The sequence below is a fragment of the Pseudomonas sp. Sample_20 genome (assembly GCF_004307585.1).
GTDB lineage: Bacteria > Pseudomonadota > Gammaproteobacteria > Pseudomonadales > Pseudomonadaceae > Aquipseudomonas > Aquipseudomonas atacamensis.
On the sequence record NZ_RCOA01000121.1, the window covers coordinates 11,219 to 27,053 of the forward strand.

Sequence of the window (15,835 nt, forward strand, 5' to 3'; positions counted from 1 at the left end):
TTTTCAGCACAATCGGACTTACCCGCAGGCTGTTTAGATTTTAGAAGTACAGTCACCATTTAATCTACCGTGGTTAAGATGGCAGCATCGTCGCGGAGAGCTCCACATGCGTTACTCGCCAGATCACAAAGCCCAGACCCATCAACGCATCATCAAGGAGGCTTCCGCCCGATTTCGCAAGGACGGTATCGGCGGCACCGGCCTGCAGCCTTTGATGAAAGCCCTGGGCTTGACCCATGGCGGTTTCTACTCGCACTTCAAATCCAAGGAAGAACTGGTCGAAAAAGCCCTGCAAGAGGCCGGCGAGCAAGTCGCGGGCCTGTGCGAAGAAATCTTCGCGCAGGAAAACCCGCTGCAAGTGTTCATCGACACCTACCTGTCGGAGTGGCATCAGACCTCGCCCCACGAAGGCTGCCCACTGCTGACCATTTCCTCAGAGCTGGGCCTGCGCGGCCAGCCAAGCCCCACCAGTGACGAAGTCCTCAATGCTCGCCTCGAACAAATTCAGGCCACGCTCGATGGCGAGAACAGCGCCGATCGCAGCATTGTCATCATGGCGACCCTGGCCGGTGCACTGCTGCTGTCACGCAGCGTCGCGGATGCCGACTTTGCTCAACGCATCCTCGACGTCACCCGCGAACATCTAAAGCAATCGAGCGATTAACCCTCCCAGCGCTTGAACAACACGCTCGCATTGACCCCGCCAAAACCGAAGCCGTTGGACAATGCATATTCGATTGCCATTGATCGCGCTTCGCCATGGACAATGTCAACACCTACGCTGGCCGGGTCCGGGTTTTCGAAGTTAAGCGTTGGCGGCACCAGCTGATCACGAATCGCCAGGAGCGTGAAAATCGCCTCCAGCCCACCCGCCGCGCCGAGCAAATGACCGGTGGCGGATTTGGTCGAAGTCACGGCGATCTTGTTCTGCGTGCCAAACAACGCCTTGATCGCCGCCAACTCGCCCAGGTCACCGACCGGCGTTGACGTCGCATGTGCGTTGAGATGCTGCACCTGCTCCGGCTTTACACCGCCCTGAGCCAGTGCCAATTGCATCGCCCGGCAAGCGCCACTGCCATCTTCCGGCCCGGCGGTCAGGTGATAGGCGTCGGCGGTGGTGCCGTAACCGACCAGTTCGGCCAGCGGCTTCGCACCGCGTGCCAGAGCATGCTCCAGCGACTCGATGACTAGCAGACCAGCGCCCTCACCCATTACGAAACCGTCACGCCCGCTATCGAATGGACGTGAGGCTTTCTCAGGGGTGTCGTTGTAGCCGCTGGACAATGCCCGTGCCGCAGCGAAACCGGCGAGACTGACGCGATCGATCGAAGCTTCAGCACCGCCACATACTGCGATGTCCGCCTCCCCCGCCCTGATCAACCGCGCTGCATCGCCGATCGCCTGAACCCCGGCGGCACAGGCGGTAACCGGTGCGCCCAACGGCCCTTTGAGGCCATGCTGGATCGACACATGACCCGCCGCGAGATTGACCAGAAACGATGGAATGGTGAACGGCGACAAACGCCGAGGGCCACGGCTGTCGGTGGTACGCACCGCATCGGCAATGGCACCGAAACCACCGACACCCGAGCCGATGATTGTTGCAGTGCGCTCCTGGCTTTCAGCGTCGGCTGGATGCCAGCCGGCCTGCTCCAGCGCCTGCCGCGCCGCTTCCATGGCAAACATGATGAAGCGATCCATTTTCTTCTGTTCCTTGGGCGGCGTCGCACGATCCGGATCAAATCCGGCCTCGGCATCCTCCTCCACCGTCGGCACACTGCCGCCGACCCGGGTCGGCAGATCAGCCACCACAGCGTCCGGCAGATTACGCAACCCGGAACGCCCGGCCAGCAGACGCTGCCAGACGATTTCAACATCACTGCCCAAGGGTGAAACCAGGCCCGTGCCCGTGACGACGACTCGACGTTGGTTCATACCGTGGTTACCCCTTATCAATTCAAAATTCGACGTGCATCGGTGTGCTGCGATTCGACTGCTGAATCAGTCCCGATGGAAATTATTATAGGCATAATCAAGGCGTAATATGATACCCGTAATTTTCAGCGTTCAGGCATCCACCCGTTCAGCGCTCAATAAAAAGGCCGGTCAATGACCGGCCTCTCGGCGTTGAACTGTCAGCTTAGTTCACTTCCAGCTTTTCACGATTGCGATCCAGAATCGCCTTGCCAATCCCCTTCACTTCCAGCAACTCATCCACCGACGCGAACGGCCCGTTTGTATCCCGATACGCAACAATCGCCTGAGCCTTCGCCTCACCCACACCCGCCAACTCCTTCTGCAACGTCGCCGCATCCGCGCCGTTGAGATCGACCTTCGCGCTTGCCGAGGGCGCAGCCGCATCCATCAGCAACGGCGCTTTTGTTGACTCGGTCGGCGCTACAGGCGCAGCAATCGCAGCGATCGAGGCGCTGGTGAGGAAAGCAAAAATCAGCGAGTAGAAATAACCGGTACGCATAAGTGACGCTCCATCATCGTTTTAGAAAGCAGCTTTTCCCAAGCTGCTCTCCAAACGTAGGTCATGATGGAGGGAAGTCAAAAATGCGAGCGTTACAGGATGTGAAATAATCAAGGTTCGAGGCGGCGTTGCTGGTAGATCCAGTCAACGATTTCGCCATCGGGGGTGTAGCCAGAGACGGTTTCGCGCAGGAGTTGGCGGACGCGGGTGTAGTCGTCGGCTTCCACGGCTTTGAGCAGTTCATTCAAGCGGGCTTTCAGAACGTCCCAAGGAAGGTGATCCTCATTGGCGCTCATGATCATCGGATGCGACGTAGCTGCGACGTTGTCACCGATCAGCAACTCCTCGTACAGCTTCTCGCCTGGGCGCAAACCGGTGAACTCTATGGAGATGTCGCCTTGAGGATTGCGCTCCGAACGGATGCTTAAGCCCGAGAGATGGATCATCTTTTCTGCGAGTTCGACGATCCGCACCGGCTCGCCCATATCCAGCACGAAGACGTCTCCGCCCTGCCCCATGGAGCCAGCTTGGATGACCAACTGTGCGGCTTCGGGGATGGTCATGAAATAGCGGGTGATTTTTGGATGGGTGACGGTCAACGGCCCGCCGGCTTTGATTTGGCTATGGAACAGCGGGATGACAGAGCCGGAAGAGCCGAGCACGTTGCCGAAGCGGACCATGGTGAAACGGGTTTTGTTAACGTGAGAAACATTGGAGCTGTCGCCGAACAGAACCGGCGCGACCTCTAGACTTAAAGCCTGTAAGATCAACTCAGCTAAGCGCTTGGTACCGCCCATGACGTTCGTTGGGCGAACTGCTTTATCGGTAGATATTAAAACAAAATTTGATACACCGGATTGCAAAGCCGCTTGGGCAGTATTAAGCGTTCCGATAGCATTATTAAAGACCCCTTCGGCAATATTATGCTCGACCATCGGCACATGTTTATAAGCGGCAGCGTGATATAAAGTATCCACTTTCCAAGTTTTCATTACATCCAGCAACTTCTCCGGATGGCGTATTGAACCGAGGATCGGCAATAAGCGGACAGACGTGGACTCCCTTATCCCTCGTTGTTCCAGCTCGGACAAAATGCTGTATAGATTGAACTCGCTATGCTCGAATAGCAAAAGCACGTTTGGCTTCAGAGAAAAAATCTGTCGGCACAGCTCTGTACCAATCGAGCCACCGGCCCCGGTAACCATTACGGTCTTGCCTCTGATGCAGCGCTCCAGCAGATCAGACTGGGCGGGTACTGCATCACGCCCTAGCAAATCAGCAATATCAATCTCCTGAATATCCTCAACCTTTACCCTTCCACTGGCAAGGTCAGTGAAATTGGGAACACTACGTATATGAAGCGGATACCGTTCAAGGAAATTGAGAATCTCTCTTCGCCGGGCGCGCGTTGAAGACGGCAGGGCCAGAAGAATCTCCTGCGCTCCCGTAACGTCGATCATCTGTTGAATATGTTTAGGCTTATATACTTGAAGCCCAGAAATTGAGCGATCAGCGATACTGGCATCGTCGTCAATAAAAGCCACCGGCCTCATCACGCGTCCCATTCTTAGGGCAGCAACCAATTGATTACCTGCAACACCTGCACCATAAATCGCGACTTTGATCAATCCGTCATCCCGATTTGTGAAAGGTACATGCTGGGCGGCATTGAACCAATCGCCCATGAAGTACTGGCGCATAAATAATCGCAAACCGCCAATGATGACGAGGCTTAACCACCAGTAGTTGAAGATGATAGAACGCGGAACGACGGCTTCGTGATTGCTGTACCAGTAAACAACCAACGCCAGAATAAGCGAGGAGAGGCTCACCGCTTTGATAATCGCAATGAGCGCATCGTTGCCAAAATAACGCATTACGGCACGGTACATACCGAATCGGATGAAAAGCGGAATAGCAATCACTGGTGCGCATGCAAAGAGCCAGAAATGTACGCGCAAGGGATTGTACATATCGTCTAGGCCCAGTCGGACGATGAAAGCTAGCCAGAGCGATACCCACACCAAAAGAAAGTCAGTGGTTATCTGAATCAGCCGCTTCTGGCGGCGAGGCAGATTCAACAGAAAGTCGCGTAATTTATCCATAAATCTCTACCGACAAGGCTGGCCGCTTTCATAGGATGCTTCGTGTAGAAGGCCATCGAATCCTTACACGAGGCGTAGCTTAACACTCAGGAGCTTGATTCGGTTCCTGATTTCGTAGGCCACAACGACTCGGCTCAATGACTCGCACAATCTCAGCCTGCTGAGCAGTTTGCGTTCGGGCCATTGAAGTCCTATCGATGCCATGGCATCCTTCGCCGCTGGCGGATAGGATGAAAAAATGCGCGCAAGACAAATTGACTCACTTACATCTTTACGGTTCTTCGCAGCCGCACTAGTCGTGATATTCCATTCAAAACAAAGCTTCGGCGGCTTCGCGTTCTTCGATGATTTTTCACTCACTCAAGCAGTATCAATGTTCTATGTGCTATCGGGATTTATTCTGGCCCATACTCACAAGACCATCACATCGGGGCGTGAACTGGGAATGTTCTACGCCAGTCGTTTCGCAAGAATTTGGCCGCTTCACTTGATCACCGCCATTGCAGTGATCTTGATAATGAAACACTACAACTACAGCATACCGCTTCGAGATAGCTTCCTTAACTTTACTCTTCTTCAGTCTTGGGTTCCCAACCAAGCTACCTATTTTTCATTGAACGGCGTTTCTTGGAGCCTTTCCAATGAGATATTTTTCTATGCGGTTTTTCCACTTCTAATCTTAAACATTAAAAACACTTGGAAAATAAAACTTGTCACCACCATCGCCATTACGGCGATGATGCTCTTCGCTTTTAAAGACAGCGATGGAGCTTTAATGACGTGGTCTACTTACATATCTCCACTGACTAGGTTGAGCGAGTTCATGCTTGGCATTGCCGCCTACCAGATCTATTTGAAAATATTTAAAGTCACCCACACCCCAACTGCATCCTTTAGCGGTTTCGAGTTAGTTGCGATAGTTATTGCGGCCTTTGCTATGTGGTCACCAAATCTACACTTATTCTCTAACCTTCCCGCAAAACTCAATACCCCAGTGACCATTTGGTTTATTAACTGTGGCGGAGCCTTGGCATTCGCATTTCTAATCATAATCTTGGCGCAGCAACGCGGACTCATCTCCAAGGCGCTACAGGCCCGACCTCTGGTTTACCTGGGAGAAATCAGCTTTGCTCTGTACATGGTTCATCAGGTCGTGATCCGACTGTTTGATATGTATCCCTTCCTGACGGCCGGCTTGAGTTCCGCTAGTGCTTTTGCCGCTTACTACGCAGCTTCCCTACTGGCCGCTGCCATTGCCCACGGACTGATCGAAAAACCAGCACAGAAAGTGGTTCTTGGAGTGCTTGGAAAGTTTAGAAGCATGCCGGCCAATACAAAAAAACTGGACGCACAGCAAAGGGACATATAGGTCACGAGTCCAAGACATTAAAGTCAAAGCACATTAGTAACCTTTGCAGAACCTCATCTAGTGATACCGCTGTACATTGACCTCAAGAATAGCCGGCACAGCGGTGTATTCTTGAGGCGATGTTATTTTATGGGAACTCAGAAAATTCCCTGACCGAACCATCTACAGCGGAATGCCCGCGCTATCAAACCTCGCCGACCACGTATTCTCGGCAATAAAATCGAGACGACTATCGCTAGCATCCTGAAAATCCGTAGCAACAACAAGCAAGCGATCTATATCCATCACTGACCGACTAATGTAAGTCCCAGTAGCGCCCTCGCGGAATCCCATCTCTCCAAAATCAGTCGATACTACTGGCAACCCTAACGCTCGATATTCGTAGTATTTGATAGGATCAACAGAAACTGTTAGCTCACTTCGTTTGAACGGAATAAGGCCTACGTCAAACTCACACATTGCTTGCAACGCTTCGGCATGAGAACAAGGAGGCAACAACTCGACATTTGAAGGCAACTCAAAGGGGGCAGGAGAAAATATCGGCCCGATCAAGCGCACGACATCGCCGGAACGTAGTTTTGCAAGCGCTAGAATCCAATCCCAGTCGAACCACGCGCCTATAGTCCCTACGTAGCCCAAAACCTTGCGTCGGTGTTCGGTTTTAACTTGACGTGCTAAAGGCAATAGAGCCTCGTCAAGAGCATTGGGAACAAAGCAGATACGCGCTTTTTGCCGCTCCCAGCGAATCTTCAGAGCCGTGCTTGAAACCCATACGCTCTCAACGGCTTGTACTATACGGACTTCGCGCCGAGACATCGCCTGGCGGGACAAACCGGAATAAAACGCGGGAAAATCATCCATCGCATCGTAGATCGAGTGTTCCGGACTGAAAAAATCTAACAACTTCAATGCTAAAACGGAGGGCTTCCCGAGAACAATCAGTGGCTCTTCATCGCCGAGTTGAGATTTGAGATCTCTGATCAAGGTCGACCAGAAACGACCATTCAGCCATCCTGAACCGGGTAAAGGCTCAATGGGGAGGGCTCGGGGAGTTAACAGTCGCAACCACTGAGGTGTTGATTGATTCGCTCCTTGTCCCGCCCCTTTGCCTCTTCTCAGGTCACTCAACTTTGGAAAACGCGTGGGATACGGCTCTATCCAGATTACTTGTCGACCCGTGCGCCGGTGAAACCACTCAACAAACTTGTGAGGCCGCTGAGAAAAACTTGCCCAAGGAACAGGCGACAAATAAATCAAACACATCAGCTGAAGTACTCTCGCAACGAATTGACGATGCGCTCTGCACCGTGCCCATCTCCATAAGGAGAAACACCACGGGCCATCTCGCGATAGGCAGCTTCGTCGTCCAATAAGCGTTGAGCTTCATTGACAATTGCGTCGTAGTTGGAACCGACCAGTTTTACAACCCCGTGCTCCACAGCCTCTGGACGTTCTGTTTCTTCGCGCAAGACGAGAACCGGCTTGCCCAAGGCAGGCGCTTCCTCCTGAACACCGCCCGAGTCAGTAAGAATCAGATAGGCACGCTTCATAGCTGCTACGAACGGCGCATATTCCAATGGATCGCACAGCACGAAATTGGCTACCGGACCAAGCAGTTCGTGAGCAACGTCCTTGACGTTAGGGTTTGGATGCACCGGATAAAGGAACTGCACGTCCGGGTTATTCTCAGCCAAGGTGCGCAATGCACGGCAGATGTTGAGAAACGGTTCACCGAAGTTTTCACGGCGGTGCGAGGTCACAAGCACCAGTCGCTTGCCCGGATCAAGTTCGATTCCCAGATCCAGGTCCTTTTCAGCTGTCATCAGCAGTGCATCGATTACAGTGTTGCCAGTGACGATGATATCAGCATCGGGAACACCTTCACGGAGCAGGTTCTGGCGCGAGCCCTCGGTGGGTGCAAAGTGCCAGCGAGCCAGCTTGCCAGCGATGACGCGGTTGGCTTCTTCCGGAAATGGGTTCTGCATATCCCAGGTGCGCAGTCCAGCCTCTACGTGGCCAATTGGAATTCTGTGGTAGAAACAGGCAAGGGCAACGGTCATTACAGTTGTTGTATCACCCTGAACCAGAACGATCTCCGGCTTCTCGGCGCTCAGGACATCATCCATTTCCAGCAGGAGACGAGCAGTCAACGTGGTCAGGGCCTGGTTTGGACGCATGATGTTCAGGTCGATATCTTGTTCAATACCGAAAAAGCTCATGACCTGATCAAGCATATGGCGATGCTGGGCGGTAGCGAGAACACGCACATCGGCCCAAGGCTCATTTTTCAACGCCAGAATGACCGGGGCCATTTTGATCGCTTCCGGACGGGTCCCAACAACGCAAAGTATTTTTCGTTTCACAAGAGTATTCCCACAAATCAGTTATTAGCTTTCGAGATTTTGGAGCTTGTCTGCATAGACTGCCGCTCTAACGTCCCAGCTGTTCTGATCAGCCAAGGTACGTAGCCGCTCACGATACGCCTGATCGTTGCAGACGTTGAGGGCTTGGCGGATCGCCACCGTGAGCCCGGCAGCGTCGCCACCGGAGAAAACCTCTGGATAAACCGTGCACTCGTTCATATCGGCAGTCACAACAACCGGTTTCTCAAGCGCAAAGTACTCATAAAGTTTCAGAGGAGATGTAGAGCGCGCGACATCGCCAGGCTTGAACGGAATGAAGCAGGCGTCAAACAAGCGGGCGGACGCAGGTAACTGGGCATAATTGACCGGACCAAGATAAAGCACATTCGCGCGCTGCGGCAACAATGGGACGCAACCGCTGTAGTCCGGGCCGATAAACACGAACCCCACATCCGGCATCCCGGCGCAAACCTGCTCTACCATTTCATACCAAAGCCATGGGGCAATGGCACCAAAGTAGCCGACGATGTGCCTGTACCGATCTCTGAATTGGGTGAGTGCCTGGGTGACAGAGACGTCTTGTTTTGCAGCACGATAATGTGACACGTCTACGCCGTTGGGGACGCAAACGCAACGCCTTTCCCCGCAGGCTGCCAGCGCCTCCTTTTGGAGAGCCGTAGCCGAGGAGATAATGACATCGGCCTCCCCTTCAAACGCCGCAGCTTTCAGATCAAGCAGTCGACGGATGGCGCCCTTGCCACCGGAAATGGAGGCATCTATATGGTCGATATATTCGTAGACCACCCGGCCCCGAGTGCGTGCAACCGCCATCGCCTCACGAGTGGCCAGAAGTGAAGTACTGTAGAAGCACCGCACCGCACCAGGAATGGCATTGACCGCCTCATCATTGGCGACCCATACATTTTCGGCCACTTGCCTGAAGCCCAGAACGTCATCACCCGTTGTCTGAAAGACAACCAGACAATTGAGACGACCCAGTGCCATTGCCATGTGATGTGGACGTTGAAACAGCGTTATCCCCCAGTCGACATTCGCTTCGAAAATGATGACAAGACGATAGCTGGCTGCGTTCAGCACTTGGCTCTGAAACTCGGCGCCTGTCAGGTCTCCGGTTCGGATCGAAGTTCGCACGCTACGGCTGCGCAGCCATCGAACAATCGCATGCCGAACACCGTGCAGCCGGTTACGCAAGGTAGCCGGCAACAACCAGAAACAACGGCGAGCCAGTGAGTGCACTGAAATACTTGAACGATTGGCCATTTAACCGAGCTTCATCGCGAGAGGTTCACTCACCTGAAGTGTTTGACCACCGATCAGTTGCTGAACGAGTTTCACGTAACTTTGGTAAGTACGCTCTTTGTCGAGCCCTTCAAGCTCACGTTCCGAGAATTGCGGACGAACGCCATTGTTCAGGACACGCAACATGGCCTCGGCCAGACGCTGTTCAAACTGCGCGTTGGAGCGCATCTCAGTAACGCTTCCGGTGAATTGCGCCATGTCATAAACAGGATCGACAAGCTCAATACCAGCATGCTTTGCAAAGTGAGAGGCACAGCCAACATTGGACATGGCAACCGGAATATTCGCTTTGATCGCCTCAAGCAAAGTCAGTGGCCCGCCTTCGAAAAAGGTCGCTGAAGTAAAAGCATCAGCCATGGCCAGGTATTCATGAACATCGGTCGCAGAGCCGCAATATGTGACACGTTCCTGCAAACCTTGCGCTTCGACATAGGCGAGCATCTCGGCGAGCAACTGCGGCTCGTAGACTGGCCCCAGAATGAACAGGCGAAGTTTATCAGTCGAGCGTGCCGCAATCTCGAGCGCCTTGATGACGCCCAGATGATTTTTCTGGTGATTGATCGAGCCAATGTCGATGAATGCAAATTCATCGTCAGCAATACCGTACTGCGCACGCAGGCGAGCACGTGCGGTGTCCCGGTCCAGCTCGTCGAATGGCTTGAAATCAATGCCGTTAGGAATGACCACGCAGCTCTGTGCGGGCACGCCCAGACGAGAAACGCTGTAATCCTTCACTTGCTGCGATACCGCAACAAAAGCACTTGTCTTCTTCGCTACTGAAGCAAACTCCTGACGCTGCTGATCGTTGAACCACATGTAAATATTGTGAATGACCTGCACGAACCCGATGCCTTTATCTCGGTAGACATCTGCACCACTAAACGAGTAATGAGCCAAGACAAGTTTGGGTTGCAACTGGTCGATCATCTCGCCAAGGGATTGCGCCGAGTAAGGACGGCACACCACCATCTGACCTGTATCGCGGGCCCGTTGGACCGCCGCGCCTTGAGTGCCCTGAACAAGCAGCACAACACGCAGCCCGGCCTTGATCATTGTGTCGTTGAGATCAAGTACAACATTTTCCAGGCCGCCAGCCTCAAAGTTATCAACTTGAACCAGGACGTCACAGGTCGGCAGAGTTTCATGCACAACTTCGTACGCAGGGTTAAGGTCGACTGTCTGGACAAGCGGCCGCGACTTTCCCAGGATTGGACGCAGAACACGCCAGACCTTGCGTGCAGCATGCCCATGGAGGGTGCCCGCAGGCAGCACACGCCGCGCGATGTCGGCAACGAACTGGCGCACATTTACTTTTCGCGTATTCTGCTTGCGCGAGTCAAGAACCGGCGGCGTGAAATAGGCAAAGATCTGGTCGGCGCCCGTCTGGCGCACTTCCTTCAAACGCTCGTAAACCGAAAGGTTCGCTTCTGCCAACGCCACTCGCTCTGCTTCATCAGGCAAACTGCCGACGAGGAAGTTCTCCAGAGTGATGTAGTGCATCCCCAACGTCTTGAAATCACCAATGTCTTCGCAGTCGACGATCGGCACGATACCCATTGCAAGGTATTCAACGAGCTTCGTCGGACAGGCCGCACGGTTGACGATGATGTCTTCCCGAAGGATAAACCCGTAGTGGCACTGCGGATAAAGCGTCATCAGTTCAGCGTGGGTTTTACCCTCGACAACCACAGACCCCAACAACTCTGACGGCAGCATGTCTTTGACAATCTGAGGCTCCGGGCAATAAAAGCGGTGATTGCACCGGTCGGCAGTGCGTATGATTGCATCAATCATCTTTGGAACTTGCTGCCACTTGTGCAGGCCACCCGCATAAACCACGACCGGCTTGCCGTCGATAAGCGGACGGGTTGCATGTGTCGGCGTGAAGCGAGGGAAGATCGGGAAAGAAACCGAACGTGCTTTCAGTGCTCCTCGAAACTTCTGCTGGAGATAGTTCTTCATCGCTTCGGTTACAACGATGACGATACCGGCCTTCTCTACGGCAAGCCGCTCCTCTTTCTCGTAAAGAACAGCACTGAAGAAATCGTTGTGCATACGGAATTCTTCAGGCACCACACCGTGAATATCTATAGCCTTGCGAATGAAAGGCAGATGCATGAGTTTGCCGAAGCGGTTGTCATACATACGCAACACACTGTGGAAGTAAATCTTCCGGCAACGCAGAACGGCCATCAGGGCCAGCATGCGCACGAGCATTCTGCGCTTCTTGGAACCATTGATTCGCAGCACCAGCACATTAGGCTCAGGCCGATCAAACCAAATGTTGCGCCCCTTCAGCTCGTCACTTTCAACATAGACGCGCCACCGATCAGCAAACATGCGATCGACAATCTGAATACGCTGAAAGTAACCATCGCTTTGACGCTCAGGGTAGAAATACCCGCCAAAGAAGACGATGCCATCAAACTTCAGAATGAAACCCAGGCTGCGGCGCACGAACCAAAGCAAACGACCCAGGCGGGTTTCAGGGCGTGCAGAAAACGCCGCAGAAGTGGCCGGCGGCGGGAGGTCGACGCCGCTGGTACCGTCCTCGGCTGGGGAGGTGATGAACGTGTGGATGGCGAAATTGCAATCCACTCGCTCATAGACCCCGGTCGCGATGGTTCCAAGATCCGTTTTGAGCGCAGCGGCCTCGTCGGCGCCTACGACCCCACCCGTCGATGCAGACTGAATACGCGCGACGACCTTATCCCAGAGCGAGATCAAATCCCCATAGGAACGTGCAGAAGATACCGCCCTCAGGAGCGCCTCAGGCACAACACGCCCCTGAGCTGCCAACGCCTCAGTCAGTTTGCTGAATTCCGACTCAAAGTAGCTGATCTGTTTGCCTAGATTGTCTACGTACAGCTCAAAAAAAGGGGCTTGCAAAGAAAGCAGCTCTTGATGCGACAGCGCGAATTCGACATCCATTGCAAAAGAGACGATCGGCTTCTCAGGACGTCGACGCCAGGTTATGCCGTGCTTTTGTTCCAGGTATGCCTTGTTGCGCTGCGCTCGCTCGCTGAAATACTGATATTGCAACTGGCCAAACGATGCCGATCCCCAGTGGTGGATAAACACATCTCGCGCCAAATGAATTTCGTAACCAGCGTTACGTGCGCGCAGGCAATAATCGTCATCTTCAAATCCGCCCGGGAAGAACGTATCGTCAAGCAGACCGATTTTTTCAAAGGCCGCCTTGGACACCAGAACGCAAAAGAACGTTACGTCCGTTTCCACCAGATTGCCTCTCCAGGCTGTTCTCCAGCGCTCGGCAAAATTGGCAACGCGCTGATATACCTTATAGTGAAGAGTCTCTGTTCGATGATCCAGGCACTCAGCAAACTCCAACTGATAGTCCACAGGAACACATTGTTCGCCGTCAGCCTTGTTAGTGACCGCACTGATAAGGTCCGACCCGCTTGCCAGCAGATTGTCCAGCCAGAAATCCGTAACGATGACGTCGCTGTTGAGCAAACAGATATGAGTAATTTCTTCGTCGGCAAGAAACTCGGAAATACCGACGTTGTTCCCGCCGGAAAAACCCAGATTGGTATCTTGCTCAACATAGCGCCACGAGGGTCCCACTTCAGCAATATGATGAGACATCGCTTCGCGAATCTTGTCGCGCTCGCCAGACTCCGAAGCGTTATCGACCAGTATTACCTTGCAGGCAGCCTCGTTAAAGGCACGTCGCATGCTCGCCAACGTGATCCTGACTGCTTCGGAGGCATTGTAGGAAACAATGACAATCCCGGTTTTCGTGATTTTGTTACTCATTTCCTAACTCTCCGCTCAATCCCACGCAGGACTCTTTTCCATAAAGGCTGCAACGAACCCTGGCTGCCTTGAGCCAACAGACGAACGACTTCTGCATCTCTTTTGGCAACTTCGCCTAAAAGCATCTGGGCATGGGCATCTTGTTTGATGACTTCCTGAGCAAGACTCTGAGCATGCGCATCCAGTCTCATTACCTCCTGAGCAAGACTTTGGGCATGTTTGTCTTGCGCAACGACTTCGCGAGCCAGCTCGTGAGTTCGGCTTTCCAGCGTGTTGATTTGCTCAACCAGCCCCCGGCACGCGGAATCTTTCTCTTCCAGTGCTGCCATAAGGCTACTGACGGAGTTGCTTACGTCGGTGAGTTTCTGGTCATGCTCGACGAGCTGACGCTCGAAGAAGCCGCTGGATTCCTGGTAAACCAAGCCAGGGCGAAGCGCAACGCTGTCCAAAACGGAAAGCATGTAAGCGGCTCGCGACGCTTTATCAAGCAACTGAGCTGCTTCTGCCAGACCAAAGGGCAGTGGCGACTGAGGATCACCGCTGATATTCAGCCATGTGCCGCTGACAAGACGTTGTACCTCGGCTACCGCGCGAACCAGATAGGTCCGTGCAGCGGGCTCATCGCCGCGAGCGACGGCAAGCTCCGACAACCAGTGCAATGCATCGACGACCTTGTTGCCCAGCAGTGGGCTGTAAGCCAGCACATCTATGCTGGCACACGCAGTGAAACACTCGATAGCATCCTCAAAGCGTCCGTGGAGCCGTGCAAGCTCACCACCGGCAAAGAGCAAGGAGACCTGCCAGCGCAACTGGTGTGGCGACGGATTGGCAATTGCAGCGAAGCGTCGAACTTCGGCCAAAAGCGCCTGGTAGCGCTCGATGGGCAGTTCATCCACCTGGGACTGGGTATAGACCTTTCCGCACAGCGCTGCACCGTAATCGACCGAATCCGGGGCAGCCGTGGCCAATACCCGATCCTGCATCGACTGCAACAACGACGCCGAACGCGCGCGCTGGCCCTGAGCTACCATTCCCCGTACCAGCCATGGATTCTGGTAGTCGCGGGCAAATGCACTGACCGAGAACTCTGGCGAGTCCGGCAGTTGCCATTGAGTTTCCTCGTACGGCACCGCCCCCCCTTCAAGCGGATCGGCCATACCCAACAGCAGTATCCACTCCGCTTCCTGTTCCGGAGTGCGATCGACCGGTACAGTCTCCCACTTACGCGGGGAATGGTGGCACTTCATGGCACCGCCCGCCGTCTGCAACATGCCTTGCTCCAGCAGGAAATGCGTACCGCACTCCTCTACCAGCCGATCCCAGGTATAAACATGCAGATGGTGCGGGTTAGGATCTTTACCGGTTTCGTCCGCCCAGTTATTCGGGGCGCAGACCATCACGCGACCACCCGGCTTGAGCACGCGTTTCAACTGGAGCAGATACTCCATTGGCTCGGGAACATGCTCGATGGTTTCGAATGCGGCAATGAAGTCGATGCTATTGTCTGCAATCGAACTGAGCGCCTGAGCGTCACCAACCTCGAACTCGACCTTGCCAGGGCGACCGTAATGGGCATTCGCATAAGCGATACCAAAATCACTCAGGTCAACGCCCAATACCGATTTGGCCTGCGAAGCTGCGTACAACAGGTAACTGCCATAACCAAGGCCGCACGCAACGTCCAGCACACGATCGCCCGGGCGCACGAACTCGGCGGCCTTCTGATAGCGAATACAGTGCGCGTCACCGCGTCGCCCAACTTCACGCAGCATGTCCGTATGGAGCAGCCGCTCTTCAACCAGAACCGACAAATCGTAGTGGCGCAGCGCCTCGGCAGGCACCTTCTCCAGCAATACGAATATCTGCCGTCCGTCTTCGTTCAATGCTTCATAAGGATTGATCTGGTAGTACAACTCATGCTTTCGAAACCCGGCCTCGAAACACTGGGATTCCCACCAGTCACGCTTGGCCGTCGTCAACAGAGAAGGCTCGCCCGCTTCAGCAGATGTCGTTATCTGCAGAAAAACGTACCGGGCTGATACGCGGTACATCTCGCGCAAGGCTTGCGGCACATCTTCAGGATCAAGATGTTCCAGACAGTTAGTGGAGACTACGGTGTCAAACTGGCCGTCAGCAAACGGCAACGATACCACGGAGCCCTGGCTGAACCGATCAGGAAAGCGTTTGTTGGCAGTTGCCACGGCAAGGGGCGAAACATCCACCCCCGCTGCATTGATGCCCAACGACAGGAGTTCTGAAACCAGTCCACCCAGACCGCAACCGATATCCAACACCGAGCCAGTACCGCAGGTTTTAGCGACCCATCTGGATGTCTCGCGAAAATCGCCATTGCTTTCACCCGATGCAATGACGGCTTTCCAGTAATCGTTGTTGAGCAAGCTGTAATCAATCGAATTCATTG

Annotated in this window: 10 protein-coding genes; 2 read left to right on the forward strand and 8 right to left on the reverse strand. The window is 53.9% G+C overall.

Features of this window, described 5'->3' with window-relative positions; translation table 11 throughout:
* Window positions 1–106 precede the first annotated feature (106 nt).
* Window positions 107–664 (forward strand): TetR/AcrR family transcriptional regulator, encoded by a 558-nt coding sequence (locus tag D8U70_RS23485; protein WP_130929847.1) that lies wholly within the window; start codon window positions 107–109, stop codon window positions 662–664.
* Here the strand turns inward: D8U70_RS23485 and fabF are convergent.
* The 3 genes from fabF to D8U70_RS23500 all read right to left on the reverse strand — a co-directional run bounded on the left by fabF (window position 661) and on the right by D8U70_RS23500 (window position 4,581).
* The gene (gene fabF, locus D8U70_RS23490; RefSeq protein ID WP_130929848.1) at window positions 661–1,935 is read right to left on the reverse strand and encodes a beta-ketoacyl-ACP synthase II; all 1,275 of its coding nucleotides are present in this window, start codon (window positions 1,933–1,935) and stop codon (window positions 661–663) included. The genes D8U70_RS23485 and fabF overlap by 4 nt on opposite strands.
* 205 nt (window positions 1,936–2,140) lie before the next feature.
* The gene (locus tag D8U70_RS23495) at window positions 2,141–2,476 is read right to left on the reverse strand and encodes a helix-hairpin-helix domain-containing protein (protein ID WP_122700150.1); all 336 of its coding nucleotides are present in this window, start codon (window positions 2,474–2,476) and stop codon (window positions 2,141–2,143) included.
* Window positions 2,477–2,586: 110 nt separating this feature from the next.
* Entirely contained in the window at window positions 2,587–4,581 is a 1,995-nt protein-coding gene (locus D8U70_RS23500; protein ID WP_130929849.1) for a nucleoside-diphosphate sugar epimerase/dehydratase, read from the reverse strand.
* Between the two features lie 238 nt (window positions 4,582–4,819).
* Here D8U70_RS23500 and D8U70_RS23505 point away from each other — a divergent pair, with 238 nt between their 5' ends.
* Complete coding sequence (locus D8U70_RS23505) at window positions 4,820–5,950, forward strand: acyltransferase (RefSeq protein WP_130929850.1); 1,131 nt, start codon at window positions 4,820–4,822, stop codon at window positions 5,948–5,950.
* A 162-nt stretch (window positions 5,951–6,112) separates the two neighbouring features.
* Here the strand turns inward: D8U70_RS23505 and D8U70_RS23510 are convergent, their stop codons facing one another.
* From D8U70_RS23510 to D8U70_RS23530, 5 genes are all read right to left on the reverse strand, one after another.
* Window positions 6,113–7,078 (reverse strand): glycosyl transferase, encoded by a 966-nt coding sequence (locus D8U70_RS23510; RefSeq protein ID WP_241664684.1) that lies wholly within the window; start codon window positions 7,076–7,078, stop codon window positions 6,113–6,115.
* A gap of 134 nt (window positions 7,079–7,212) precedes the next feature.
* A complete protein-coding gene (wecB, locus tag D8U70_RS23515) occupies window positions 7,213–8,313 on the reverse strand; it encodes a UDP-N-acetylglucosamine 2-epimerase (non-hydrolyzing) (protein WP_130929852.1) in 1,101 nt (366 codons plus the stop codon).
* Window positions 8,314–8,337: 24 nt separating this feature from the next.
* Entirely contained in the window at window positions 8,338–9,594 is a 1,257-nt protein-coding gene (locus D8U70_RS23520) for a hypothetical protein (protein WP_206663055.1), read from the reverse strand.
* Window positions 9,595–13,413: a glycosyltransferase gene (locus tag D8U70_RS23525; RefSeq protein WP_130929853.1), complete on the reverse strand. Its 3,819-nt coding sequence runs from the start codon at window positions 13,411–13,413 to the stop codon at window positions 9,595–9,597.
* Window positions 13,410–15,833, reverse strand: coding sequence for a methyltransferase domain-containing protein (locus D8U70_RS23530; protein ID WP_130929854.1), 2,424 nt, complete (start codon window positions 15,831–15,833; stop codon window positions 13,410–13,412). The genes D8U70_RS23525 and D8U70_RS23530 overlap by 4 nt, the downstream gene beginning before the upstream one ends.
* Window positions 15,834–15,835 lie beyond the last annotated feature (2 nt).

Coding starts and splice junctions, on each gene's coding strand:
- D8U70_RS23485 (WP_130929847.1), top strand. CDS start 107: ATGCGTTACTCGCCAGATCACAAAGCCCAGACCCATCAACGCATCATC.
- fabF (WP_130929848.1), bottom strand. CDS start 1,935: ATGAACCAACGTCGAGTCGTCGTCACGGGCACGGGCCTGGTTTCACCC.
- D8U70_RS23495 (WP_122700150.1), bottom strand. CDS start 2,476: ATGCGTACCGGTTATTTCTACTCGCTGATTTTTGCTTTCCTCACCAGC.
- D8U70_RS23500 (WP_130929849.1), bottom strand. CDS start 4,581: ATGGATAAATTACGCGACTTTCTGTTGAATCTGCCTCGCCGCCAGAAG.
- D8U70_RS23505 (WP_130929850.1), top strand. CDS start 4,820: ATGCGCGCAAGACAAATTGACTCACTTACATCTTTACGGTTCTTCGCA.
- D8U70_RS23520 (WP_206663055.1), bottom strand. CDS start 9,594: ATGGCCAATCGTTCAAGTATTTCAGTGCACTCACTGGCTCGCCGTTGT.
- D8U70_RS23525 (WP_130929853.1), bottom strand. CDS start 13,413: ATGAGTAACAAAATCACGAAAACCGGGATTGTCATTGTTTCCTACAAT.
- D8U70_RS23530 (WP_130929854.1), bottom strand. CDS start 15,833: ATGAATTCGATTGATTACAGCTTGCTCAACAACGATTACTGGAAAGCC.